The sequence below is a fragment of the Paraburkholderia madseniana genome (assembly GCF_009690905.1).
Classification (GTDB): domain Bacteria; phylum Pseudomonadota; class Gammaproteobacteria; order Burkholderiales; family Burkholderiaceae; genus Paraburkholderia; species Paraburkholderia madseniana.
Genome location: NZ_VOSW01000007.1, coordinates 29,097 through 53,473, shown reverse-complemented (window position 1 = coordinate 53,473; position 24,377 = coordinate 29,097). Strand labels below are relative to the sequence as shown.

Annotated in this window: 21 protein-coding genes; 16 read left to right on the top strand and 5 right to left on the bottom strand. The window is 60.7% G+C overall.

Translation table 11 applies throughout. From position 1 onward, the window contains the following. Positions 1-17: 17 nt before the first annotated feature. Positions 18-704 (bottom strand): response regulator transcription factor, encoded by a 687-nt coding sequence (locus FSO04_RS05595; protein WP_028197606.1) that lies wholly within the window; start codon positions 702-704, stop codon positions 18-20. A 173-nt stretch (positions 705-877) separates the two neighbouring features. On the opposite strand from FSO04_RS05595, the gene FSO04_RS05590 reads away from it, so the two are divergent. After that, complete coding sequence (locus FSO04_RS05590) at positions 878-1,102, top strand: DUF3717 domain-containing protein (RefSeq protein ID WP_054042765.1); 225 nt, start codon at positions 878-880, stop codon at positions 1,100-1,102. Between the two features lie 94 nt (positions 1,103-1,196). On the opposite strand, the gene FSO04_RS05585 is transcribed toward FSO04_RS05590, so the two are convergent. Both FSO04_RS05585 and phhA read right to left on the bottom strand, forming a co-directional pair. After that, positions 1,197-1,541, bottom strand: a complete 345-nt coding sequence (locus FSO04_RS05585) for a 4a-hydroxytetrahydrobiopterin dehydratase (RefSeq protein WP_266238879.1) — start codon at positions 1,539-1,541, stop codon at positions 1,197-1,199. Between the two features lie 49 nt (positions 1,542-1,590). Next, the gene (phhA, locus tag FSO04_RS05580) at positions 1,591-2,481 is read right to left on the bottom strand and encodes a phenylalanine 4-monooxygenase (RefSeq protein WP_154558741.1); all 891 of its coding nucleotides are present in this window, start codon (positions 2,479-2,481) and stop codon (positions 1,591-1,593) included. Positions 2,482-2,629: 148 nt separating this feature from the next. Here phhA and FSO04_RS05575 point away from each other — a divergent pair, with 148 nt between their 5' ends. Beyond that, on the top strand, positions 2,630-3,121 hold the full coding sequence (locus FSO04_RS05575) for an Lrp/AsnC family transcriptional regulator (protein WP_054042727.1): 492 nt from the start codon (positions 2,630-2,632) through the stop codon (positions 3,119-3,121). An 89-nt stretch (positions 3,122-3,210) separates the two neighbouring features. On the opposite strand, the gene FSO04_RS05570 is transcribed toward FSO04_RS05575, so the two are convergent. Together FSO04_RS05570 and FSO04_RS05565 are read right to left on the bottom strand one after the other, a co-directional pair. Then, positions 3,211-3,747 carry a class IV adenylate cyclase gene (locus tag FSO04_RS05570; RefSeq protein ID WP_154558740.1) on the bottom strand — a complete coding sequence of 179 codons (537 nt, stop codon included), beginning with the start codon at positions 3,745-3,747 and terminating at the stop codon, positions 3,211-3,213. A gap of 374 nt (positions 3,748-4,121) precedes the next feature. After that, on the bottom strand, positions 4,122-5,021 hold the full coding sequence (locus FSO04_RS05565; protein ID WP_154558739.1) for a LysR family transcriptional regulator: 900 nt from the start codon (positions 5,019-5,021) through the stop codon (positions 4,122-4,124). Between the two features lie 133 nt (positions 5,022-5,154). On the opposite strand from FSO04_RS05565, the gene FSO04_RS05560 reads away from it, so the two are divergent. The 14 genes from FSO04_RS05560 (at position 5,155) to rsmG (ending at position 24,328) form a co-directional block, all read left to right on the top strand. Continuing rightward, entirely contained in the window at positions 5,155-6,693 is a 1,539-nt protein-coding gene (locus FSO04_RS05560; protein WP_154558738.1) for a CoA-acylating methylmalonate-semialdehyde dehydrogenase, read from the top strand. Positions 6,694-7,436: 743 nt separating this feature from the next. Then, positions 7,437-9,152, top strand: coding sequence for a GMC family oxidoreductase (locus tag FSO04_RS05555; RefSeq protein WP_154558737.1), 1,716 nt, complete (start codon positions 7,437-7,439; stop codon positions 9,150-9,152). 408 nt (positions 9,153-9,560) lie between these two features. Next, complete coding sequence (locus FSO04_RS05550; protein WP_054038612.1) at positions 9,561-10,340, top strand: ABC transporter ATP-binding protein; 780 nt, start codon at positions 9,561-9,563, stop codon at positions 10,338-10,340. Continuing rightward, positions 10,337-11,095 carry an ABC transporter ATP-binding protein gene (locus FSO04_RS05545; RefSeq protein ID WP_154558736.1) on the top strand — a complete coding sequence of 253 codons (759 nt, stop codon included), beginning with the start codon at positions 10,337-10,339 and terminating at the stop codon, positions 11,093-11,095. The genes FSO04_RS05550 and FSO04_RS05545 overlap by 4 nt, the downstream gene beginning before the upstream one ends. 66 nt (positions 11,096-11,161) lie before the next feature. After that, a complete protein-coding gene (locus tag FSO04_RS05540; RefSeq protein ID WP_154558735.1) occupies positions 11,162-12,376 on the top strand; it encodes an ABC transporter substrate-binding protein in 1,215 nt (404 codons plus the stop codon). A gap of 196 nt (positions 12,377-12,572) precedes the next feature. Beyond that, positions 12,573-13,457, top strand: coding sequence for a branched-chain amino acid ABC transporter permease (locus FSO04_RS05535; RefSeq protein WP_054038594.1), 885 nt, complete (start codon positions 12,573-12,575; stop codon positions 13,455-13,457). Continuing rightward, positions 13,457-14,428, top strand: coding sequence for a branched-chain amino acid ABC transporter permease (locus FSO04_RS05530; protein WP_154558734.1), 972 nt, complete (start codon positions 13,457-13,459; stop codon positions 14,426-14,428). Before FSO04_RS05535 ends, FSO04_RS05530 begins: the two co-directional genes overlap by 1 nt. Before the next feature lie 529 nt (positions 14,429-14,957). Further along, complete coding sequence (locus FSO04_RS05525) at positions 14,958-16,124, top strand: ABC transporter substrate-binding protein (RefSeq protein ID WP_154558733.1); 1,167 nt, start codon at positions 14,958-14,960, stop codon at positions 16,122-16,124. A 416-nt stretch (positions 16,125-16,540) separates the two neighbouring features. Further along, positions 16,541-17,701, top strand: coding sequence for an ABC transporter substrate-binding protein (locus FSO04_RS05520; RefSeq protein WP_154558732.1), 1,161 nt, complete (start codon positions 16,541-16,543; stop codon positions 17,699-17,701). A gap of 204 nt (positions 17,702-17,905) precedes the next feature. Beyond that, the gene (locus FSO04_RS05515) at positions 17,906-18,961 is read left to right on the top strand and encodes a branched-chain amino acid ABC transporter permease (RefSeq protein ID WP_054038592.1); all 1,056 of its coding nucleotides are present in this window, start codon (positions 17,906-17,908) and stop codon (positions 18,959-18,961) included. Positions 18,962-18,965: 4 nt separating this feature from the next. Then, the gene (locus FSO04_RS05510; RefSeq protein WP_154558731.1) at positions 18,966-20,750 is read left to right on the top strand and encodes a branched-chain amino acid ABC transporter ATP-binding protein/permease; all 1,785 of its coding nucleotides are present in this window, start codon (positions 18,966-18,968) and stop codon (positions 20,748-20,750) included. A gap of 11 nt (positions 20,751-20,761) precedes the next feature. Further along, positions 20,762-21,514: an ABC transporter ATP-binding protein gene (locus FSO04_RS05505; RefSeq protein ID WP_154558730.1), complete on the top strand. Its 753-nt coding sequence runs from the start codon at positions 20,762-20,764 to the stop codon at positions 21,512-21,514. A 175-nt stretch (positions 21,515-21,689) separates the two neighbouring features. Continuing rightward, positions 21,690-23,648: a tRNA uridine-5-carboxymethylaminomethyl(34) synthesis enzyme MnmG gene (mnmG, locus tag FSO04_RS05500; protein WP_154558729.1), complete on the top strand. Its 1,959-nt coding sequence runs from the start codon at positions 21,690-21,692 to the stop codon at positions 23,646-23,648. Then, positions 23,645-24,328, top strand: coding sequence for a 16S rRNA (guanine(527)-N(7))-methyltransferase RsmG (rsmG, locus tag FSO04_RS05495; protein ID WP_154558728.1), 684 nt, complete (start codon positions 23,645-23,647; stop codon positions 24,326-24,328). The genes mnmG and rsmG overlap by 4 nt, the downstream gene beginning before the upstream one ends. Positions 24,329-24,377: the final 49 nt, after the last annotated feature.

Genomic DNA, 24,377 nt, shown 5'->3' with positions numbered 1-24,377 from the left:
TGCGGCCCTTGCAACGATTATGCGGCCTGACGGATTTCCTGCAACAGGTAACCGAAGCCACGCACCGTGACGATTTCGACACGGCAGTTTTCGAGCTTTTTACGCACCCGGTGCACATAAACTTCGATCGCGGTATCGCCGAGATCGCCGCCGAAGTGCGTCAGATGGTCTTGCAACTGAGCCTTGCTGACCACGCGGCCGTGGCGCAGCAGCAGCATTTCGAGCACCGCGAATTCGCGCGGCGACAGCTCGAGCGGCTTGTCGTCGTTAAAAATGCGGCGATCGACGCCCGACAGACGCACACCGCCCAACGACACTTCCGGGCGCGGCATGTCGCCATGCGGACCGCTGCGGCGCATCACGGCGCGGATGCGCGCTTCGAGTTCGGTGGGTTCGAACGGCTTTAGCATGTAGTCGTCCGCGCCGGAATTCAGGCCTTGCACGCGGTCGTTCAACTCGTCGCGCGCGGTGAGGATAATCACCGGCGTGTGACGATTGCTCTGACGAAAGCGCGCGAGCAGCGTCATGCCGTCGATACCGGGCAGGCCCAGATCGAGAATCACCAGCTCGTGGCGGTTTTGGGTGAGGGCCTGTTCGGCGAAAATGCCGTCATGGACCATGTCGACGGTGAAGCCGGCTTGTTCGAGACTACTTTGGATGCCGCGTGCGATGGGGCGGTCATCTTCGATCAGAAGGAGTCGCATGGATTTCGCTCAAGTACAATGGTTTTAGGCGTTTGGGCAAGCGGTTCGCCGGAGCGCCTGCTGCACAGGCAGTGTGCCGCGTGGCCGTGCCGAACTGGCACCAGGCGGCCACGAAACAGCTGTCGAGCAGCCATGAAGTAGCCATCAAGCAGCCACTGAGCGACCACGAAGTCATGTCCGAGATAACGATCCACGAACTGGAAGCCGCGATCAACTTCTGGCGCGCCCGCTCACCTTCGAGCGGCGACGAACTCGTTCTGTGCAAGGAGGCAAGCGCGCTCTCCAAGCCGTATGCGCTGATGATTGTACAGCGTCAGCAGACGCTATCACCGGATCGTTTAGACGGCTTTGCGAGGCAAGCGTGGGATTCTTACGTGCGCCTTAATAATAGCCTGTAGAACTGAAGGTTTGGGCGCCAGATTGCCTGCAATGCCCTTTCATTACCGTCGAATCGTTCGATCCAGCGTGCGTCAAGGCACCTGATCGCTTGTATTACGCAGTAATACTGTCGATAAATCGGGCCAATTTGATGTCCCGCTCGGTCAAGCCATTAGCCTCGTGCGTCGACAGGGTGATCTCCACCTTGTTGTACACGTTGAACCATTCCGGATGGTGATCCATTTCCTGCGCCTTGATCGCCACGCGCGTCATGAAGCCGAATGCTTCGTTGAAGTCGGCGAACTTGAAGTGGCGCTGGATCGCGTCGCGCCCCGCCACGGCTTGCCAGCCGTGCAGTTCGGCGACCTGAGTGGCGCGTTCTTCGGAAGTCAGTTTGTTAATCATGGTGCTACCTCGTTGATCTGAACAGGCGCGCCGGCAGGCGTGCGCCTCCGCTATTTTTTCACGGATGCAATTAACCTGCTGTCGGCCCGCTCAGGCTGTGTTGTCAGATATCGCCGTCGGCTTGCCAGCCTTCCCGCGAGCCGCGCGTCATCACGCGATCTTGTTCGAGCACGTCGCCTGCCGCGAAAGCCGGCTGCGCGGCGAGACTGGCCAGCAATGGCGCGAAGTCGGTTTGCGCGACGCTGAACAACTGCGCGAAGTCGTCGATCACGAAGTAGGTTTTCTGGAAGGTGTCGATGCGGTAGCGCGTGCGCATCACGCGTTCGAGGTCGAAGTCGAGCCGGTTCGGCGCCGCGCTTTGCTGGCTGTAGAGCGTCTCGCCTTTGCTCGACACGATGCCCGCGCCGTAGATCTTCACGCCGTTCGGACTCGCCGCGTCGCGGATCAGGCCGAACTCGACGGTGTACCAATAGAGCCGGGCGAGCAGCGGCAGGGCGCCGGTATCATTGGCGGCAAGCGCCGCGCGGCCGTACGCGTGCATGTAGTCCGCGAACACCGGATTGATCAGCAGCGGTACGTGGCCGAACAGATCGTGAAAACAGTCCGGTTCCTGCAGATAATCGAGTTGGTCGGGGCGGCGCATCCACCATGTCACGGGAAAACGGCGGTTCGCCAGATGCTCGAAGAACACCTGGTCGGGCACGAGTCCGGGCACGGCAACGATTTGCCAGCCCGTCGCGGGCGTCAGCTTGGCGTTGATTTCGTCGAACGAGGGCACGCGGTCGTGCGGCATGCCGATACAGTCGACGCCTGCCAGAAACTCATCGCACACACGGCCCTTGAGCAACGCAGTCTGGCGTGCATAAAGCTGCTGCCATACAGCGTGGTCGACTGAGCCGTATCGTTCGGTCGGCTGGTCGATGGTGAAGTCGGCGTGGGTTTCGAGGCCGGCGTCGAATTGCTCTTTGAGTTTGGCGGTGTTGGCGGTGGACATGATGCTGCGCGCTCTACGGTGTCTGCGGGTTGAAACGGTGATGCAAGTGTAGAGCGGTAGGCGTGCGGAAAGGGCGCAATGATGGCGTTATGGCGTGTCAATATGCAATAATCGTGCATTAATTGCCGATTCAATGCGGATATCAATCATGTTAGAACTCGATCACTTCGATCTCGCGCTGCTGGACGTGCTTCAGCGCTTCGGCCGGGCGACCCATCAGCAATTGGCTGAGCAGGTGCCGCTGTCACCGTCGCAGATTGGGCGGCGCTTGCAGCGCCTGGAGCAGGTGGGTGTGGTGGACGGTTATCGCGTCGTGCTGCGCCCGGAAAAACTCGGGCTCGGCGTGACGGCGTTTACGAGTCTGAAGTTGAAGCATCACGGCGACTCGATCATCGAGCAATTCCAGCAACAGATCGAGGTGCTGCCGGAAGTACTGGAATGTCACGCGGTGGTCGGCGACGCCGATTATCTGCTGCGCATTGTCGCGCCCGATCTGAATTATCTCTCGACGTTCGTGATGAAGAAGTTGATGCGTGTGCCGGGCGTCGACAGTGTGCGCTCCAATATCGTGTTGACCACGTTCAAGCGCAATGGGCCGTTGCCGCTCGGTCATCTGTCGCCGGGGGCGGCAGCCGCTTGATGCAGGGGCTTCCCGGACTTTCTGGTGTTTGGGGTCTTCGGGGCCGCGGTTCCATGATTGACGTCGCCGCGGCCCGTGATGCTTAAGTTTTACGCAGCCTGCTTCGGGTTGGTGTCCGGGCTCAACAAATCCACATAGGCCACGGCCACCAGATCCGATTCCGGTACGCCGAGGGTCTGGAACATCGCATGTGCTTCGGCGTGGCCGCCTTCTTCGTCGTCGTCCTGAGCCAGCAGCACTTCGAGTTCGACGAAGTCGCCGAGGCCATCGACCCGGTCCAGATGGATCCGCGTACGTCCAGTCAGATAAACGTGACGTTCCTTCGTGACGATGCCACGCGTGGTTAGCGCCGTGGCGAGCAGCGCGTGCATCGCTTCAGGGTTGGTCACCGGGCTGCGCGTGTAATACGACGCCTTCGGACCGTCGCGGTCGTCGCGCTGGTAGAAGATCAGTTCGGCCGGCGTGCCGTCGTCGAACTGGCGCAGCTTCAGGCGGCCACGCGGCACGTCGTAGAAAAAGTCCTGCTGGCGGAAGATCAGCGGCGCGTCCGGCGCAAGCTTCGCGGCGCGTTCGCGCAGTTGTTCGAAATGCTGGGCGCGGGCTTTGATTTCAATGTTGCGTGCCATGTCAGGCTCCTGTCGAAGGATGGCGTGGTCGGCAGCTTCCGGTGTTGCCGGGGCGAAGCTGCCGGGAAGGACGAAGTCAGACGGAACAGAAACGATGCGGGGCCGGCGCGTGAGCGCGAACCCTCAATCTAACAAAAAGTGCGTGACGGTGTGGTTTCAGATGACGGGGCCAGAAAATGTGGGCTTCGAGGCGAACCTCGATGGACCGCCAGCGAGGGTGCTCCGCTTGCGCCACCAGCCGAAAGCGGTCTGCGAGGAAACGCGACGAGATGACGATCGGTCGCATGGTGCATGGCTGTCATGAGAACAGCTCATATCGCCCTTGCGGTTGTGGTGCCCTCAGGCATGGTTCCATGCCGACCTTCATGCAATCTTCAAGTCGCCCATTGCTGCTCGATCAGCTTCAACGCCGCTGCAATTGCCGGTTCGTCCTTCCGCTCGGCGAGCGTAATGAAGCTGAGCTGGGTCGGCACGGTGACGCCTTCGACGATGGTCAACGCGTGGGCATGCGCTTCGGCGATCGCGGTGGCATCGCGCGCGAGCGTCAGACCGACACCTGACTTGACCAGATCGAGCATCGACGGCTCCTGATCCACTTCTGCCACCTTAACCGGTTTGACGCCGGCCTCACCAAAGCAGCGCGACAGCAACCTATTGTGGGCGGACGCGGGCGGCGTCCAGATCCACGGCAGTGCGGCGAGCGAACGCCAGTCGCGCGCGCCCTTCACGCGATCTTTCCATCCTGCCGGCGCCAGCACGCGGTACTGGAAGTGCGTGAGCGTGACGGCATGAAAGGTGGCGCCGTCGCGGGCATCGTCATCGGCTGGAAGGCCTATGTAGTAACCCACATCCAGTTCACCCGCACGAACCTGTTCGAGCACCCACCCCGACATCCCGTGGCGTAAGGCCGTCTCGATGCGCGGCCAGGTTTCCACCAGTTGCTTGAGAAAGCCGCCGAGGCGCAGAAACGCCGGGTCGAGAATCGTGCCGATCCGCAAACGGCCGCGCACTTCGTGGCGCAGCGACGCCGCCGCACGCTGCACGTCGCTCGCGGCGCCCAGCGCGCGTTCGGCGTGGGGCAACAGGGCCTGACCGTCGCGTGTCAGCGAAAGCCCGTGCGAGGTCCGCGTGAACAGTGTCACGCCGAGCGTCTCCTGCAAATGCTTGATTTGCAGGCTGACGGCAGGTTGGGTCAGGTGAAGCTGCACCGCGGCACGCGTGAGGTTGCCCTCGCGTGCGACGGTGACGAACGCCCGTAGCAGAGTCAGGTCCATATCCTGATATTAGCTCGGCTTATAGCGCAGTTGAGCATTACTCATTGGATTTGTCGCCCCGAAGCGCCGTACGCTTGCGTTCATCAAGCCGTTCGCGGTGGGCGGAAGACCTTCATAGGAAGAGGACAAGAAAATGAGCGAGACATATCAGGACGAGACTGTCCGGAGCGAGACGAGCGCACGCGCGCTGACCCATTTCATTAATGGCAAGACGGTCGACGGTACGAGCGGCCGCTTCGGCGACGTCTTCAATCCCGCGCTTGGCAGCGTGAGCGCACGCGTGCCGCTGGCAAGCGTCGCTGAAGTGGATGCGGCGGTTGCTGCCGCCAGTGCTGCGTTTCCTGCATGGAGCGAAACCGCGCCGATCAAGCGGGCGCGTGTGCTGTTCAAGTTCAAGGAATTGCTCGACCGTCACCATGACGAACTGGCGGAGTTGATCACGCGTGAGCACGGCAAGGTTTTTTCCGATGCGAAGGGCGAGGTGATGCGCGGCATCGAGATCGTCGAGTTTGCGTGCGGCATTCCGAATCTGCTGAAGACCGACTTCACCGACCAGATCGGCGGCGGCATCGACAACTGGAATCTGCGTCAGCCGCTGGGCGTGGTCGCCGGCGTCACGCCGTTCAATTTCCCGATGATGGTGCCGTGCTGGATGTTCCCGGTGGCGATCGCATGCGGCAACACGTTTGTGCTGAAGCCATCGGAGCGTGATCCGTCGGCATCGAACCGTCTAGCTGAATTGTTCAAGGAAGCCGGTTTGCCGGACGGCGTGTTCAACGTCGTGCATGGCGACAAGGTGGCGGTGGATGCGCTGCTCGTGCATCCCGAGGTGAGCGCGTTGTCGTTTGTCGGTTCGACGCCGATTGCCGAATACATCTATACGGAAGGCACGAAGCACGGCAAGCGCGTGCAGGCTTTGGGCGGGGCGAAGAATCACCTCGTGGTGATGCCGGATGCGGATCTCGATCAGGCTGTCGATGCATTGATTGGCGCTGCCTACGGTTCCGCTGGCGAGCGGTGCATGGCGATTTCGGTGGCGGTTGCGGTCGGGCATATTGCCGATGAATTGATCGAGCGACTGACACCGCGGGTGAAGAGCCTGAAGATTCTGAACGGTATGGAATCGGAAGCCGAGATGGGGCCGTTGGTGACGGCGGCGCATCGCCAGAAAGTGGCGGGTTATATCGATGCGGGCGTTGCGGCTGGTGCGAAGCTGGTGGTCGATGGGCGTGGCCATCAGGTGGCCGGACATGAGAAGGGGTTCTTTCTTGGCGGCACGTTGTTCGATGATGTTTCGACCGATATGAAGATTTATCGCGAGGAGATTTTCGGTCCGGTGTTGTGCGTTGTGCGGGTGCCGGATTTTGCTTCTGCTGTTGAGCTGATTAACGCTAACGAGTTTGCTAATGGGGTGTCGTTGTTTACCTCCGACGGTGGCGTGGCTCGGGCGTTTTCGCGGCAGATCCAGATTGGGATGGTGGGGATTAATGTGCCGATTCCTGTGCCTATGGCGTGGCATTCTTTTGGTGGGTGGAAGAAGTCCCTCTTCGGGGATCACCATGCGTATGGGGAAGAAGGTGTGCGCTTCTACACGCGCTATAAAAGCATCATGCAGAGGTGGCCGGATAGCATCGCCAAGGGGGCTGAGTTCACTATGCCAGTGGCCAAATAGCCGTTTTTGCCTGTTCGGCGCTTGTTGTCAGTGTTCTTGGGGTGTTGGCCTTTCCTTGTTTTGTTAGTGGTCTATTAGCGTTGCCCCTGTGCGGGGCGGCACCTACTTCTCTTTGCCGGCTGCAAAGAGAAGTAGGCAAGAGAAAGCAGCTCAAACCGCTAATTCTAAGTGGGCACCGTGGTCTGCAACGGGTAGTGGTGCATCTGGAATCCGTGTTCTCGCACATTCCGCGTTAGTGACGAAGGATTCATCAGTTCCCACTCCGCACTGCGTGCGTCGCGGACGAGTCTGCATGGGAAACCAGGGGCTTCGGTTGAGGTTTGTGGGGGCCGTCGGCTTTGCCTCGGCGAGGTGCTTGACTAGTTAGTGGCGAGTGCTAGGCGCTCGATGTGAAGGCAGCGATTGCGAATGGGGTGGGACTGAGTGGGCGGATGGTTTTATGAAATACTCGTCGGCGCGCGGAGCGCCGCCGGAAGTATGACGCCCTTGTCACAAGCACGTGCAGGGGCACGAACCCAGATTCCAGTCGCACCACTACCCGTTGCAGACCACGGTGCCCACTTAGAATTAGCGGTTTGAGCTGCTTTCTCTTGCCTACTTCTCTTTGCAGCAGCAAAGAGAAGTAGGTGCCGCCCCGCACAGGGGCAACGCTAATAGACCACTAGCAAATCAAGGAAAGGCCAACGCCCCAAGAACACTGACAAAAAGCGCCGCGAAGGCAAAAAAGCTTAGGAGACGAAACGATGAACACCTCAGAAAACACACAAACAAAACCCCACCGCCTGGAAGGCGAATTCGACTACATCATAGTCGGCGCCGGCACAGCAGGTTGCGTCCTCGCCAACCGCCTATCGGAAGATCCAGAAGTACAAGTCCTCCTGCTAGAAGCCGGCGGCAAAGACGACTACCACTGGATCCACGTGCCGGTAGGCTACCTCTACTGCATTGGCAATCCCCGCACAGATTGGCTCTACAAAACCCAATCAGAACCCGGCCTGAACGGCCGCTCCCTCTCATATCCGCGGGGCAGAGTACTAGGCGGCAGCTCCTCGATCAACGGCATGATCTACATGCGCGGCCAACGCGAGGACTACGATGAATGGGCCCGCGTCACCAACGACGCCTCCTGGTCCTGGAACGCCGTCCTCCCCATCTTCAAACGCAGCGAAGACCACCACGCCGGCGCCTCCGAATCGCACGGAGCAGGCGGCCCATGGCGCGTCGAAAAGCAACGCCTGAAATGGAAGATTCTCGAAGAGTTTTCACAAGCCGCGCAACAAACCGGCATACCCGCCACGGATGACTTCAATCGTGGCGACAACACCGGCGTCGGCTACTTCGACGTCAATCAGAAACGCGGCATCCGCTGGAATGCGTCGAAAGCCTTCCTGCGTCCGGCGCTCAAGCGCCCCAATCTCACTGTCATCACCGGTGCCCACACACAGCGCGTCGTGTTCGAAGGACGTCGCTGCACCGGTGTCGAATATCGCGGCGACAACACCGACTATCTCGCCAAAGCCCGTTGCGAAGTGATCCTCAGTTCCGGTGCGGTCAACTCGCCGCAATTGCTCGAACTCTCCGGTATCGGGAATGGCGCGCGTCTCCAGAATCTCGGCATCGAGGTGGTGAAGGATCTGCGCGGCGTCGGCGAAAATCTGCAGGACCATCTGCAGTTGCGTATGGCCTACAAAGTCGACGGCGTGCGCACGCTCAATACCGCTTCCGCGCATTGGTGGGGGAAGCTGATGATCGGCATGCAGTACGCGCTGTTTCAAAGCGGCCCCATGTCGATGTCGCCATCGCAACTCGGTGCGTTCGCCAAATCCGATCCGGATGATAGATCGCTCACGCGCCCCGACCTCGAGTATCACGTGCAGCCGCTCTCGCTCGATCGCTTCGGCGAACCGTTGCATCGCTTCAATGCATTCACCGCGTCGGTGTGTCAGTTGCGGCCGACCTCGCGTGGCAGCATTCACATCGGATCGGCCGATGCTTCAGCGCCGCCGTTGATCGCGCCTAACTATCTTTCCACCGATTACGACCGGCACGTCGCTGCCAACGCATTGCGCCTCACGCGCCGCATTGCCGCGGCGCCTGCGCTCGCGCCCTATCGGCCGGAAGAGATTCTGCCCGGTATCCAGTACCAGACCGAAGAAGAACTTCAGCAGGCCGCGAGCGTGGTCGGCACCACCATCTTTCATCCGGTCGGCACCTGCCGGATGGGCACCGCCGACGATCCCGGCGCGGTCGTCGACAATCGCCTACGAGTTATCGGTGTTGACGGTTTGCGGGTGGTCGACGCATCAATCATGCCGTCCATCACTTCGGGCAACACCAATTCGCCGACGTTGATGATTGCCGAACGCGCCAGCGACATGATCCGCGAAGACCGCCGCGCACGCTTGGGCGGCAATGTCCTGGTTCAGACTAGCGGTGCGCCGTCCATGTCAGCCGTGTGACACTCGGCGTGACTGTGGGAGCCGAGGCCGCGGTGCGCGCCTCGGACTTTCCCTGGCATGCCTCGAGCGCGATGGACGCATCGCTCGCGGATCCCCTTGGCGCGTGCCGAGCAAGGTTGACGCATCGCGTGCGCATCCTTCAGGCGGGCCCCGAGCAAGGGTGACGTGCCGCTTGAGCACGCCTCGGGCCCGCTTCAAACAGTCGTCATCCACTAAGTGCAAATCCCAATGAATGCGCTGCATCATTGGCGCGACAATGGCAGCCATGCTGCGTGCCGCCCATGGATTACCGTCCGGATTGGTGCAGTACGCCAATGAGCGGCACGGGGTGCCGCCGTCATATAAAAGTCGCGCAGCCGTTCGCGCGGAAGATCGTAATGCTTCGCCTTACTCCGTATGGAAGGGAACATGATTCTCGGCGATACGATTCTCGAAACGCGCGGCCTCACCCGCGAGTTCAAAGGCTTCATCGCCGTGAACGGGGTGAACCTGCGCGTGCGCCGCGGCTCGATCCATGCGCTGATCGGCCCTAATGGGGCAGGCAAGACCACCTGCTTCAATCTGCTCACCAAATTCCTTGAACCGACCGCGGGCCAGATCGTGTTCAACGGAATCGACATCACCAGTGAACGTCCCGCGCAAATCGCCCGGCGCGGCATCATCCGCTCGTTCCAGATTTCTGCTGTATTTCCGCATCTGACAGCATTGCAGAACGTGCGCATCGGTTTGCAGCGCGTGCTCGGCACGGCATTTCACTTCTGGAAGAGCGAACGCACGCTGCGCCAACTCGACGATCGGGCAATGGACTTGCTCACCCAGGTCGGATTGACCGATTTCGCCGACGTGCTCACGGTAGAACTGTCCTACGGCCGCAAGCGCGCGCTTGAAATCGCCACCACGCTCGCGATGGAGCCCGAGTTGATGCTGCTCGACGAACCGACGCAAGGCATGGGCCATGAAGACGTCGATCGCGTCACGGCCTTGATCAAGAAAGTATCGAGCGGCCGCACGATCCTGATGGTCGAGCACAACATGAACGTGATCGCCGGCATCTCCGACACCATCACCGTGCTGCAACGAGGCGAAGTGCTCGCAGAAGGCAGCTATGCCGAAGTGTCGAAGAATCCGCTCGTGATGCAAGCCTATATGGGCAGCGCCGACGCGGCGCTCGCCGGAGCCCACGCATGAATACGATTGCCGAGCGCGAAAGTCTCGAAGTGAGCGACACGGCTGGCGGTGCCCCCGCGCTGGAAATCACGGGTTTGCAGGCATGGTACGGGGAGTCCCATATCCTGCATGGCGTCGATCTGACGGTGAACCGCGGCGAAGTCGTCACGCTGCTGGGCCGTAACGGCGCGGGGCGCACCACCACACTGCGCGCGATCATGGGGCTGACCGGCCGGCGCACCGGCTCGATCCGCATCGGCGGACGCGAAACCATCAACCTGCCCACACATCGCATCGCGCATTGCGGCATCGGTTACTGCCCGGAAGAGCGCGGGATTTTCTCGAGCCTCTCGTGTGAGGAAAACCTGCTGTTGCCACCGCCCGTCGGCGACAAGGCGCACATGATGTCGCTCGAAGAGATCTATTCGATGTTTCCGAATCTGCAGGAGCGCCGCATGAGCCAGGGCACGCGGCTCTCGGGTGGCGAGCAGCAGATGCTGGCGGTCGCGCGCATTCTGCGCACCGGCGCGAGTTTGCTGCTGCTCGACGAAATCTCGGAAGGCTTGGCGCCAGTCATCGTGCAAGCGCTCGCTCGCATGATCATGACGCTCAAGGAGCGCGGCTACACGGTCGTGATGGTCGAACAGAATTTCCGCTTTGCCGCGCCACTCGCCGATCGCTTCTACGTGATGGAGCATGGTGCGATCGTCGAGCACTTCGAGGCCGCTGAGCTCGAAAGCAAGATGCCCGTACTGCACGACCTACTGGGCGTATAGACAGAAAGTAACGAGAAACGTCCGATTGCCTCTGATAACCACAAGCGAAGAAACCAGGAGACAGGAATGAAAAAGAACCCACTCGCGCGACTTGCCACACTATGTTTCGCGGTTGCCGCCGGCGCCGCGTTGACGATGGGCAGCGCGCAGGCCGCTGACGATGCCGTGAAGATCGGCTTCATCACCGACATGTCGGGTCTGTATGCGGATATTGATGGCCAGGGCGGTCTCGAAGCGATCCGCATGGCCGTGGCCGACTTCGGCGGCAAGGTCAACGGCAAGCCGATCTCGGTGGTCTATGCCGATCACCAGAACAAGGCCGACATCGCGGCGTCGCGGGCGCGCGAATGGTTCGATCGGGATGGCGTCGATCTGCTGATCGGCGGCACGAATTCGGCAACCGGGCTGTCGATGAATACGGTGGCCGGTGAGAAGCACAAGGTCTATATCAGCATCGGTGCAGGCGCCGATACCCTGACCAACGAGCAATGCACGCCGTACACGATCCACTATGCATACGACACGACGGCGCTCGCCAAGGGCACCGGTTCGGCGGTGACGAAGCAGGGTGGCAAGACGTGGTACTTCCTGACTGCTGACTACGCGTTCGGCAAGGCACTCGAAAAGAATACGTCGGATGTGGTGAAGGCCAACGGCGGCCAGGTGCTGGGTACCGTGCGTCATCCGCTTTCGGCATCGGATTTCTCGTCGTTCCTGTTGCAGGCGCAAGCTTCGAAGGCGCAGATCCTCGGCCTCGCCAACGCGGGCGGCGACACGATCAACTCGATCAAGGCCGCCAAGGAATTCGGCATCACGAAGACGATGAAGCTGGCCGCACTGCTGATGTTTATCGACGACGTCCACAGTCTGGGTCTGGAAACGACCCAGGGCCTGGTGCTGACGGATAGCTGGTACTGGAACAAGGACGCCACCACGCGCGCGTGGGCGCGGCGCTATTTCGACAAGATGAGGAAGATGCCGTCCAGCCTGCAGGCCGCCGACTATTCGGCGACCATGACTTACCTGAAGGCCGTGCAGGCAGTCGGCTCGACCGACTCCGACAAGGTGATGGCACAACTGAAGAAGGCCAAGATCGACGACTTCTACGCGAAGGGCTACATCCGTCAGGACGGCAGCATGATCCACGATATGTACCTGATGCAGGTGAAGACGCCGGCCGAATCCAAAGAGCCGTGGGACTACTACAAGATCACTGCGACGATTCCTGGCGAGCAGGCGTTCACAACCAAGGCAGAGACGCGCTGCGCGATGTGGAAATGAGTGCAGGTTGGTAACCAGATGACCGTCTGTCTGCTTTGCCTGGCGGGAAATACATAGCGCCGTTTTGGTACACAGACTGACGGCAAGCTGCTTCATATGCCGCGCGCGGTCGGGCGGATGGCTCGCCGGTCGCACGCCGGCGGGATCGTACGTAACCGATCTCACCCGGACGATGGCTTAAGGGATTAAGGCTTCAATGGAAATCTTTGGCGTTCCGCTACCGGCGATGCTGAGCCAGTTGCTGCTGGGGCTCGTGAACGGCTCGTTCTACGCGATTCTGAGCCTGGGTCTGGCGGTGATCTTCGGCTTGCTTAACGTGATCAATTTCGCGCACGGCGCGTTGTTCATGCTCGGCGCGATGCTCGCGTGGATGGGCCTGTCGTATTTCGGCCTGCCGTACTGGGTGATGCTGGTGCTCGCGCCGCTGATTGTCGGCGTGTTCGGCATCGTGATCGAACGCTCGATGCTGCGCTGGCTGTACAAGCTCGATCATCTATATGGGCTGCTGCTCACTTTCGGGCTTACGTTGGTTGTCGAAGGCGTGTTCCGGTCGATCTATGGTTCATCCGGCCAGCCATACGACGTGCCGTCGGCGCTCTCCGGCGCAACCGATCTCGGCTTCATGTTCCTGCCGAACTATCGCGCGTGGGTGGTGGTGGCGTCGCTCGTGGTCTGCTTCGCCACGTGGTTCGTGATCGAGAAGACGCGCCTCGGCGCTTACTTGCGCGCGGGCACCGAGAACCCGAAGCTGGTCGAGGCGTTCGGTGTCAACGTGCCGTTGATGATCACGCTCACCTATGGCTTCGGCGTCGCGCTGGCTGCGTTCGCCGGCGTGCTTGCCGCGCCGGTGATTCAGGTCTCGCCGTTGATGGGCCAGCCGATGATCATCACCGTGTTCGCGGTGGTCGTAATCGGCGGCATGGGTTCGATCATGGGCTCGATCCTGACCGGCCTGCTGCTTGGCGTGATCGAAGGGCTGACGCGTGTGTTTTACCCGGAAGCGTCGGCGACCGTCGTCTTCGTGATCATGGCGCTCGTGTTGCTGGTGCGCCCGGCGGGTCTCTTCGGCAAGGAAAAATGATGCAGAGAAAAGTGCTTTACGGTCTGCTGCTGATCGCGCTTCTCGCGGTGCCCGTGCTCGGCATCTATCCGCTCTTCGTCATGAAGGTGCTGTGCTTCGCGTTGTTCGCGGCGGCCTTCAATCTGCTGATTGGCTACACGGGTCTGCTCTCGTTCGGTCACGCAATGTTTCTCGCCTCGGCCGGTTACGTCACCGGTTATGCGATGCAGACGCTTGGCTTCTCTCCGGAGCTCGGCGTGGTGGCCGGCACCGCCACGGCAACGTTGCTTGGGCTGGTGGTCGGGCTGTTCGCGATCCGCCGGCAGGGCATCTACTTTGCAATGGTGACGCTGGCGCTCGCGCAGATGGTCTACTTCGTGTTCCTGCAGGCGCCGTTCACGCACGGCGAGGACGGCCTGCAAGGCGTGCCGCGCGGCAAGCTGTTCGGCTTGCTGGATCTCTCGTCGGACGTGACGCTGTACTTTGTCGTGCTGGCCGTGATGGTGCTGGCATTCCTGCTGATCGTGCGGATCGTGCACTCGCCGTTCGGGCAGGTGCTGGTAGCGATCAAGGAGAACGAGCCGCGTGCCGTGTCGCTCGGTTACGATACCGATCGCTTCAAACTGCTGGCGTTCATTCTGTCCGCTGGGATCGCCGGTTTGGCGGGCTCGCTCAAGGTACTGGTGCAGGGCTTCGAGACGCTGAGCGACGCGTACTGGACCATGTCGGGTCTCGTGATCCTGATGACGCTCGTCGGCGGCATGGGGACGCTGTTCGGGCCGCTGCTCGGCGCGGCGCTGATCGTTGCGCTCGAAGACCGGCTCGGCGATATCGGCACGGCCCTGGCATCGTCGACGGGCGTCGAATGGTTCCGCTCGCTGGGCGAATCCGTGACCATCGTGACAGGCGTAATTTTCATTGCCTGCGTGCTGGCGTTCCGGCGCGGTATTGTCGGTGAGATCATCGCGAGAGTGCGGCCATTGCGGGCCTGAAACGGCACTGGAGCGGCACTGAATTTTAAATTGCTTTGGCATCCGATATAATTCGGCGCTCGTGAAGTCGGCCAGACTGGATCTTGCGTTGCGCGCGGGTCGGGCTCGCGCTAAATCGGCACAAAACGTGCCCCACATTTGTGCCGCAGTGCACCACTAGGGTAATTGCTAGTTGTAAGGGGGAGGGTGCTCGTTTAATCTTCATGCAGTTCTGATGCACCACGAATTTTGCAGGTGGAGAACGAGGAGACAATGAGGCACTCAGTGCCCAGACGAAAGCGCTGTTGGATTGATATCCAACAGCGCTTTTTATTTGTGCTTTTCGTTATTCGCCATTCAATTCCTCCGCTAATTCGGTGCCCCTTTTTTGTTCGCCGAGCCACCCCGAATTTCATCTGCCATTACCCTGCAAAATGCTTGCAGCACGGGGCTTTCGTCCGCTAAACTTGCCATTCACCGACCGATCGGTCGGTGAATTGAATCTGCGGATTTAAATTCAAATGAATAACGCGGTAGATAGAGGAGCGGGATGAAGTCGGCATTGCGTTGGATGAGCGCGGCACTAGTCGCCACCGGGGTATCCGCGGCATGGAGTGGCCACGCATTCGCGGACGTGAAAATCGGCGTCACGGTGTCGGCAACGGGGCCGGCTGCGTCGCTCGGTATTCCGGAAAAGAACACGATCGCGCTGCTGCCTAAAGAAGTGGCAGGGCAGAAAATCGACTACATCGTACTCGACGACGCCACGGATTCGACCCAGGCCGTCAAGAACGCGCGCAAGCTCACCAGCGAAGATCATGTGGATGCGTTGATCGGCTCGACCGTCGTGCCGAACTCGCTGGCCATGATCGACGTCGCCGCCGAAAGCACCACACCGATGATCTCCATGGCCGCCGCGGCGAGCATCGTTGAACCGATGGATGCGAAGCGCGCGTGGGTCTTCAAGACGCCGCAAAACGACATTCTGATGGCCACCGCGATCGCGCAGCATATGTCGAATCACGGTGTGAAGACGGTCGGCTTTGTCGGCTTTGCAGATGCGTACGGCGAGAGCTGGTTCAAGGAATTCGGCAAGGCTGCCGATCTCGCGAAGATCAAGATCGTCGCGAACGAACGCTTTGCGCGCAACGATGCTTCGGTGACCGGCCAGGTGCTGAAGATCATGTCGCAGAACCCGGATGCGGTGCTGATCGCCGGCGCGGGCACACCGGCCGCGTTGCCGCAGAAAACCCTCAAGGAACGCGGCTACAAGGGCAAGTACTATCAGACGCACGGCGTCGCCAATAACGACTTCCTGCGCGTGTGCGGCAAGGATTGCGAAGGCACCTATCTGCCGGCTGGTCCGCTGCTGGTTGCTGATCAGTTGCCCGATTCGAACCCGGTGAAGAAGACTGCGCTCGCGTACAAGCATGCGTATGAAGCTGCGTACGGCGCCGGTTCGGTGTCGACATTCGGCGGTCACGCATGGGATGCAGGCTTGCTGTTGCAACGCGCGATCCCGCTTGCGCTGAAGAAAGGTCAGCCGGGCACGCCTGCGTTCCGCGAAGCGCTGCGTGCGGCACTCGAAAACACGAAAGACATGCCTGCTTCCCACGGCATCTTCAACATGAGCGTGAACGACCACGCTGGTCTTGACCAGCGGGCGCGTGTGATGGTGGAGATCGCTGGCGGCAAGTGGAAGCTGTCCGGCGACTGAGCGAAGGCGAAGCGATACGGAACCTACTCAAAAGGACGCGTGCAGTTGACGCGTCTTTTTTATTGCCCGCATTTGATGAGTGGCGGTGCTTGAAGTGTGTTGGACAAGCGAAGGATCGGAGATGAAAACGTGGTCGAAGCGCGGCCTAAGCGGCTCGTTTCAGGACAAACCCGCATTCGGGCGACAGTCTATTGACCGTGAATGATGCAGAACGCAATACTACTAACATGTTAGTGTTTCGGGCATTGGAAATCGCAACAGTGGTTCGCAGCAGGGGAGTGGCACCAGAGCGGCGACGGCATTGATATTGAGCAGGGAAAACCATGCTTGGCATGCCAGAACCCTATAACTAGATTCAGACACCCGGCCCGTGCGCCGGATTACAGATACGCGCTTCAAAGCGTTTGGAGACTTGCATGAAAAAGACAAAGCAGTGGGTACGCACCGGTATCGCGATGGCGTTGATGTGCGGCGCGGGCGCTGCCTTCGCGCAGGTGAAAATCGGCGTCACGCTGTCCACCACGGGACCGGCCGCGTCGCTCGGGATTCCTGAGAAGAACACGATCGCGCTGCTGCCGAAAGAGATCGGCGGCAAGACGGTGCAATACATCATCCTCGACGATGGATCGGACACCGGCAAGGCCGTGCAGAACACGCGCAAGCTGATCGACGAAGACCACGTCGACGCCATCGTCGGTTCGACCGTCACGCCGAATTCGCTGGCGATGCTCGACGCAGCGTCCGAAGGCAAGACGCCGATGATCTCGCTGGCGGCATCGGCCGCGATCATCTCGCCGATGGACGCCAAGCGCACATGGGCCTTCAAACCGCCGCAAAACGACAGCCTGATGGCTGACGCGATCGCCGACTACATGGAGCGTCACGGCGTGAAGACGGTCGGCTTCATCGGCTTTGCTGATGCGTACGGCGACGGCTGGAACAACGTCTTCACTGCGGCGGCCGCGGCACATCATCTGAAGATCGTCTCCAATGAACGCTTTAACCGCACCGATGCCTCGGTGACCGGCCAGGTGCTGAAGACGATGGGCGCGAACCCGGATGCGGTGCTGATCGCGGGCGCGGGTACGCCGTCGGCGCTGCCGGCCAAGACGCTCAAGGAGCGCGGCTACAAGGGCAAGGTCTACCAGACGCATGGCGTCGCCAACAACGACTTCCTGCGCGTGTGCGGCAAGGATTGCGAAGGCGAACTCCTGCCGGCCGGTCCGATCCTCGTGGCGGATCAACTGCCGGAATCGAATCCGGTGAAGAAGTCGTCTGAAGCCTACAAGGATGCGTATGAGAAAGCGTATGGCGCGGGCTCGGTGGCGACCTTCGGCGGTCATGCATGGGACGCCGGCCAGATGCTGCAAGCTGCGATTCCGGTCGCGTTGAAGACCGCTCAGCCGGGCACCGAAGCATTCCGTATGGCACTGCGTGGTGCACTGGAAAACATCAAGGAACTGCCGGTCTCGCACGGCATCATGAACACCACGACGACCGACCACAACGGCCTCGACAAGCGTGCACGCGTGATCGTGCAGATCGTCGACGGCAAGTGGAAGCTGCTGAACGACTAACAACAAAAACGATACGCGCCTCTCGCGCAACATGCGGCGCAAGACGCCGCATTGCCATTCTGTTCGATGACAATGGCAACGACCGCTGCGCCGTATTCCGGCGCGGCGGTCGCTTTTTCAGGCATCGCTGGTGAGTGGCCGGCCGCGGGTTCTGCCGCCACGACTGTTCCCGGTTTTGACTTCGACGCTTCAGGACGAGGAAGTATGGATCTATCAATTGCGGCGATCCTCGCGCAGGACGGCATCACCACCGGCGCGATCTACGCGCTGCTCGCGCTTGCGCTAGTGCTGGTGTTCTCCGTGACGCGGGTGATCTTTATCCCGCAGGGCGAGTTTGTTTCGTACGGCGCGCTGACGCTCGCCGCACTGCAGACACAAAAATTTCCAGCGACGTGCTGGTTGTTGATGGCGATGGGCGCGGCATGCTTTGTCGTCGAGATAGCGGGGCTGGTGCGGCATCCCGAAAGACGCCGGCATGCGGCGCGCACGCTGGTGATGCTGGTCGGCAAATATCTGCTGTTTCCGATTGCGGTGTACGCGCTTACGCAAGGTGTTTTCCTGCATCCGCTGCCGATGATCGCGCAGATCGCGCTGACGCTGCTGATCGTGATTCCGATGGGGCCGTTCGTCTACCGGCTCGCGTACGAGCCGATCGCGGAGGCGACCACGCTGTTGCTGTTGATCGTCGCGGTGGCGGTGCACTTTGCGATGGTCGGCCTCGGGCTCGTGATGTTCGGTGCGGAAGGCTCGCGCACCACGGCGTTCTCCGATGCGACCTTCAACCTCGGCACGCTGTCGATTTCCGGGCAAAGCCTGTGGGTGGTCGGCACGGCGGTGGTGCTGATCGGCGGGCTGTACCTGTACTTCGATCGCTCGATCTCCGGCAAGGCTTTGCGCGCGACGTCCGTGAACCGGCTCGGCGCGCGGCTCGTCGGCATCGGCACGACGCAAGCGGGGCGCCTCGCGTTCACGCTCGCGGCGGGCCTCGGTGCGCTGTGCGGCATCCTTGTCGCACCCCTGACCACCATCTACTACGACTCGGGCTTCCTGATCGGTTTGAAGGGCTTTGTGGGCGCGATTATCGGCGGCCTGGTCAGCTATCCGCTGGCAGCCGCGGGTTCGATCCTCGTCGGTCTTCTGGAGTCGTATTCGTCGTTCTGGGCGAGCGCCTATAAGGAAGTGATCGTATTCACGCTGATCATTCCGGTGCTGTTGTGGCGGAGTCTGGCCAGTCCGCACTCGGAAGAGGAAGAGGAGTGACACGATGAAACGGATCATGCAAAACAAGTTCTTCTGGTTGTTCCTCGTTGTGCTGTTCGCGTTGCCGGTTCTGCCACATCCGATTCATGTGCCCGAGTACTGGGTGACGCTGCTCAACTACATCGGCCTGTATTCGATCGTCGCGATCGGTCTCGTGCTGCTGACGGGGATCGGTGGGATGACGAGCTTCGGGCAGGCGGCGTTCGTCGGCATCGGCGCGTATGCGACCGCGTATCTGACGACGGCGTACGGCGTGTCGCCATGGCTCGCGCTGATCGCGGGCGTGGTGGTGACGGCGCTGATTGCGCTGATGCTTGGGCTCGTGACGATGCGGCTATCGGGCCACTTTCTGCCGCTCGGCACGATCGCGTGGGGGCTCGCGCTGTTCTATCTGTTCGGCAACCTGGAGATGCTCGGCAAGTACGACGGCATCAATGGGATTCCGGTGCTGAATGTTTTTGGTATCAATCTGGAGTCCGGCCGCCATATCTATTACCTGATCTGGGTGGTGGTGCTCGGCGCGGTGATTTCTGTTCAAAATCTGCTTAATAGCCGGCCAGGGCGGGCGATCCGCGCCTTGCGCGGCGGCGGCATGATGGCCGAAGCGATGGGCGTCAACACGGGCTGGATGCGTGTGGTGATCTTTGTCTATGCCGCGGTGTTGGCGTCGATTTCAGGGTTCCTGTATGCGCACCTGCAACGTGCGGTGAATCCCACGCCGTTTGGTCTGAACCACGGCATCGAGTTTCTGTTCATGGCGGTGGTGGGGGGCGTGTCGCATGTCTGGGGCGCTGTGCTCGGTGCGGCGATCCTGACCGTGTTGCAGGATTATCTGCAAACGCTGTTGCCGAAGCTGCTCGGCGAGAACGGCAACTTCGAAGTGATCGTGTTCGGCATTCTGATGGTGCTGTTGCTGCAATACGCTCGGCAGGGTGTCTGGCCGTTTGTCGCGCGATTTTTCCCGAAGGGACCGCGCGCGCACCTGTCGGATCATGCGGAGCCGTTGCCGCAACGCAGCAAGCCGGACGCAGGTGAAGATCTGCTGACGGTGAATAAGGCGCGCAAGCAGTTCGGCGGGTTGGTCGCGGTGAACGATGTCAGCTTCGAGGTGAAAGCAGGACAGATCATCGGTTTGATCGGCCCGAACGGCGCCGGCAAATCGACCACCTTCAATCTGGTGACGGGCGTGCTGCAGGCGACGAGCGGCGAAATCACCTTTCGCGGCGAGCGTATCGACTCACTGAGTTCACGTGAAATCGTCAAGCGCGGCATTGGCCGAACGTTCCAGCACGTCAAGCTGCTACCGGGGATGACGGTCTTGGAGAACGTTGCAATCGGCGCGCATCTGCGCGGCCAGGCTGGCGTCTGGCGCAGCGTCGCGCGCCTGAACGGTGCGGAAGAAGCGCGCTTGATGGCTGAAGCGGCTCGCCAGATTCGTCGCGTCGGACTCGAACAGCATATGTATGACGAGGCGGGTAGCCTGGCGCTAGGACAACAGCGGATTCTCGAAATTGCTCGCGCGCTGTGCTGTGACCCGACCCTGCTACTGCTCGACGAACCTGCCGCCGGCCTGCGGTACCAGGAAAAACTGCAATTGGCAGACTTGCTGCGCCGCCTCAAAGCCGAAGGCATGAGCGTGCTGCTGGTCGAACACGATATGGATTTCGTGATGAATCTCACCGATCGACTGGTGGTGATGGAGTTCGGCACGCGTATCGCCGAAGGCTTGCCGCAAGATGTCCAGCAGGACCCGGCTGTGCTCGAAGCGTATCTGGGCGGGGTGGAGTAATGGAGAACACGATGAATGATGCTGCGCCGATTCTCGACGTGAACGGTTTGTCGGTCCGCTATGGCAAGGTCGAAGCGCTGCACGGCGCGGCAATCAGGGTGCGGCCCGGTCAGATCGTCTCGGTGATTGGTCCGAACGGCGCGGGCAAGTCCACGTTGCTGAACGCGATCATGGGCGCATTGCCGACGACGGGCCATGCGAAGGGCTCGGTCCTCTATCAGGGTGAAGACGTCAGCGCGGTTCCGGTTGAAAAGCGGGTCGCGCGCGGCATGTGCCTGGTGCCGGAAAAGCGCGAGCTGTTTGCGTCGATGACTGTTGAAGACAACCTCGTCCTCGGTGCGTATCGGCGCAAACGGGCAGGAGAGCGCAACTTTCTCGATCAGCTCGAGCCGGTCTTTACGCTTTTTCCTCGCTTGAAAGAGCGACGGAAGCAGGCGGCCGGGACGTTGTCCGGTGGCGAACGGCAGATGCTTGCGGTGGGCCGTGCTTTGATGGGCAAGCCCGATCTGTTGATGCTCGACGAGCCGAGCCTGGGTCTCGCGCCGCTGATCGTGAAAGAAATTTTCCACATTATTAGTGCGCTGCGGCAGACGGGTGTGGCGACGCTGCTGATCGAGCAAAACGCACGCGCTGCGCTGCAGATCTCCGACTACGGCTATGTGCTTGAAACCGGAGAGTTGGCGCTGGAAGGGCCGGCCGCGGATCTGGCGCAGAATCCGCGCGTGATCGAGACGTATCTGGGGTTGGCCAAGAAAGTGGCTTAGTTCTCCATTTTCGTTCTGATCGCTGCGCTTCAAAGCGGTGTGTTTCACGTGAAACACACCGCTTTTTTCTTGTCTGAGCATTCGGTCGAAATTCGGGCCTAAACCGAACCCGTTATAATTCGCCCATACATTTTCCTTTGAAAGGCTCACGCGACGATCTGGCGTGAGATCCGCGATGCTTTTTCCCACAGAATTTGACGTAATCGTCGTCGGCGGCGGTCATGCGGGCACTGAGGCCGCCTTGGCCTCGGCACGCATGGGCAATACCACCCTCCTACTGACGCATAACATCGAAACCCTCGGTCAGATGAGCTGCAACCCGTCCATCGGCGGGATTGGTAAAGGCCATCTGGTGAAGGAGGTCGATGCGCTCGGCGGTGCGATGGCGGCCGCGACGGACGAGGGCGGGATCCAGTTCCGCATCCTCAATTCGTCGAAGGGGCCTGCCGTTCGCGCGACGCGTGCGCAGGCGGACCGTCTGCTGTACAAGCAGGCGATCCGGCATCGGCTGGAGAATCAGCCGAATCTGTGGCTGTTCCAGCAAGCGGTCGACGATCTGATGGTGGAAGGGGATCGTGTGGTCGGTGCGGTAACGCAGGTGGGAATTCGTTTTCGCTCACGCGCAGTCGTGCTGACGGCCGGGACGTTCCTCGACGGCAAGATTCACGTGGGTTTGAACAACTACACCGGCGGCCGTGCTGGCGATCCGGCAGCGGTGTCGCTGTCCGGTCGTCTAAAGGAGCTGAAGCTGCCGCAAGGCCGCCTGAAGACCGGGACGCCGCCGCGCATCGACGGTCGGACGATTGACTTTTCGAAGCTCGAAGAACAGCCGGGCGATCTGGATCCGGTGCCGGTTTTCTCGTTCCTAGGCCGCGTCGAGCAGCATCCGCGCCAGGTGCCGTGCTGGGTCACTCATACGAATGAGCGCACGCACGACATCATCCGCGGTGGTCTAGACCGTTCTCCGATGTACACCGGCGTGATCGAAGGGGTGGGGCCGCGGTACTGCCCGTCGATCGAGGACAAGATTCACCGTTTCGCATCGAAGGAGTCGCATCAGATCTTCCTCGAACCTGAGGGGCTGACGACGAACGAGTTCTATCCCAACGGGATTTCCACCAGTCTGCCGTTCGACGTGCAGTTGGAACTCGTGCGTTCGATGCGTGGTCTGGAGCACGCGCATATCCTGCGGCCGGGCTATGCGATCGAATACGACTACTTCGATCCGCGTGGGTTGAAGGCATCGCTCGAAACCAAGGTGATCAATGGGCTGTTCTTTGCGGGCCAGATCAATGGCACGACTGGCTATGAAGAAGCGGCTGCGCAAGGCTTGCTGGCGGGGATCAACGCCGGCTTGCACGTGCAGGGCAAGGATGCATGGTGCCCGCGCCGCGATCAGGCCTACCTGGGTGTTCTGGTCGATGATCTGGTGACGCAAGGGGTGTCCGAGCCGTATCGCATGTTCACGAGTCGAGCCGAATACCGTCTGAGTCTGCGCGAAGACAACGCCGATATGCGTCTAACGGAGATTGGCCGCGAACTCGGAGTAGTCGATGACGTCCGTTGGGACGCATTCAGCCGCAAACGTGATGCTGTTTCACGTGAAACAGAGCGCCTTCGTACGACGTGGGTCAATCCTAAGACGTTACCGGCTGAAGAAGCGACCGCATTGCTCGGCAAACCGATCGACCATGAATACAGTTTGGCCGATCTGCTGCGCCGCCCGGGCGTGACTTACGACGGTGTCTGCGGTTTGCGCGAGGGTGCATGTGCTGCGCGTGAGACGCTGGCTGAAGACGACGTTCTGCTCGCCCAGATCAAGGAGCAGATCGAGATCGGCATCAAGTATCAAGGCTACATCGACCGCCAGGCCGATGAGATCGAGCGGAATGAATCGCACGAAAGCACGCGTTTGCCTGAGGGGTTGGACTACGCCGAGGTAAGGGGACTGTCGTTTGAAGCGCGTCAGAAGCTGACGCAATTCCGCCCTGAAACCATTGGCCAGGCGTCGCGTATCTCCGGCATTACACCGGCGGCGATCTCCTTGCTGATGGTCCACCTCAAGCGTGGCTTGGGACGCCGTTCGACGAAACCCGCCGAGCCCGGCACCGACAACACGCCGGTGGTGCAATGACGGTGGGTCAGAAGGGAAGCACTAGTGAGGCATTGGCGCCGCTGTTAGCGGACGGCGTCCGAGAGCTCGGCCTCGATCTCAGCGACGCGCAGCTCGGCAAACTGCTCGACTACGTTGCGCTGCTGTCCAAATGGAATGCCGTCTACAACCTGACGGCGATTCGCGATCCGCGGCAGATGCTTATCCAGCACATCCTGGATTCGCTTTCGATCGTGCCGCATCTCGCTACGCGCGGTGCGTCTTCGGTGCTGGACGTGGGCTCCGGTGGCGGCTTGCCTGGCATCGTGCTGGCCATCGTCCTGCCTGAGTGGACCGTCACCGTGAACGACATCGTGCACAAGAAGACGGCTTTTCAGGCCCAAGCCAAAGCGGAGCTCGGCCTTGCGAATCTGTCGGTTGTCACGGGCCGGGTCGAGACTTTGCGGTCGGGCGCCGAAGTACCGGCAAAGTTCGACGTAATCGTGTCGCGCGCATTCGCAGAGCTCGCGGATTTCGTTACACTGGCCCGTCATCTCGTTGCGGAGCAGGGTGCGATCTGGGCGATGAAGGGTGTGCGTCCGGATGGTGAAATCGAGCGCCTGCCAGCGGGTGCCCAGGTGGAACAGATCATCCGGCTGAATGTGCCGTCGCTCGACGCTGAGCGGCATCTGATCAAGGTGCGGGTGGACGAGGGCCGCTGAGGGCCGCCTCCAGTAGGTGCCAGGTACGCACCGCATACCACGAGCGCTT

Coding starts and splice junctions, on each gene's coding strand:
- FSO04_RS05555 (WP_154558737.1), top strand. CDS start 7,437: ATGAACACCTCAGAAAACACACAAACAAAACCCCACCGCCTGGAAGGC.
- mnmG (WP_154558729.1), top strand. CDS start 21,690: ATGCTTTTTCCCACAGAATTTGACGTAATCGTCGTCGGCGGCGGTCAT.
- FSO04_RS05575 (WP_054042727.1), top strand. CDS start 2,630: ATGTTAGAACTCGATCACTTCGATCTCGCGCTGCTGGACGTGCTTCAG.
- FSO04_RS05505 (WP_154558730.1), top strand. CDS start 20,762: ATGAATGATGCTGCGCCGATTCTCGACGTGAACGGTTTGTCGGTCCGC.
- rsmG (WP_154558728.1), top strand. CDS start 23,645: ATGACGGTGGGTCAGAAGGGAAGCACTAGTGAGGCATTGGCGCCGCTG.
- FSO04_RS05535 (WP_054038594.1), top strand. CDS start 12,573: ATGGAAATCTTTGGCGTTCCGCTACCGGCGATGCTGAGCCAGTTGCTG.
- FSO04_RS05550 (WP_054038612.1), top strand. CDS start 9,561: ATGATTCTCGGCGATACGATTCTCGAAACGCGCGGCCTCACCCGCGAG.
- phhA (WP_154558741.1), bottom strand. CDS start 2,481: ATGTCCACCGCCAACACCGCCAAACTCAAAGAGCAATTCGACGCCGGC.
- FSO04_RS05525 (WP_154558733.1), top strand. CDS start 14,958: ATGAAGTCGGCATTGCGTTGGATGAGCGCGGCACTAGTCGCCACCGGG.
- FSO04_RS05590 (WP_054042765.1), top strand. CDS start 878: ATGTCCGAGATAACGATCCACGAACTGGAAGCCGCGATCAACTTCTGG.
- FSO04_RS05560 (WP_154558738.1), top strand. CDS start 5,155: ATGAGCGAGACATATCAGGACGAGACTGTCCGGAGCGAGACGAGCGCA.
- FSO04_RS05520 (WP_154558732.1), top strand. CDS start 16,541: ATGAAAAAGACAAAGCAGTGGGTACGCACCGGTATCGCGATGGCGTTG.
- FSO04_RS05510 (WP_154558731.1), top strand. CDS start 18,966: ATGAAACGGATCATGCAAAACAAGTTCTTCTGGTTGTTCCTCGTTGTG.
- FSO04_RS05570 (WP_154558740.1), bottom strand. CDS start 3,747: ATGGCACGCAACATTGAAATCAAAGCCCGCGCCCAGCATTTCGAACAA.
- FSO04_RS05530 (WP_154558734.1), top strand. CDS start 13,457: ATGCAGAGAAAAGTGCTTTACGGTCTGCTGCTGATCGCGCTTCTCGCG.
- FSO04_RS05515 (WP_054038592.1), top strand. CDS start 17,906: ATGGATCTATCAATTGCGGCGATCCTCGCGCAGGACGGCATCACCACC.
- FSO04_RS05595 (WP_028197606.1), bottom strand. CDS start 704: ATGCGACTCCTTCTGATCGAAGATGACCGCCCCATCGCACGCGGCATC.
- FSO04_RS05540 (WP_154558735.1), top strand. CDS start 11,162: ATGAAAAAGAACCCACTCGCGCGACTTGCCACACTATGTTTCGCGGTT.
- FSO04_RS05545 (WP_154558736.1), top strand. CDS start 10,337: ATGAATACGATTGCCGAGCGCGAAAGTCTCGAAGTGAGCGACACGGCT.
- FSO04_RS05565 (WP_154558739.1), bottom strand. CDS start 5,021: ATGGACCTGACTCTGCTACGGGCGTTCGTCACCGTCGCACGCGAGGGC.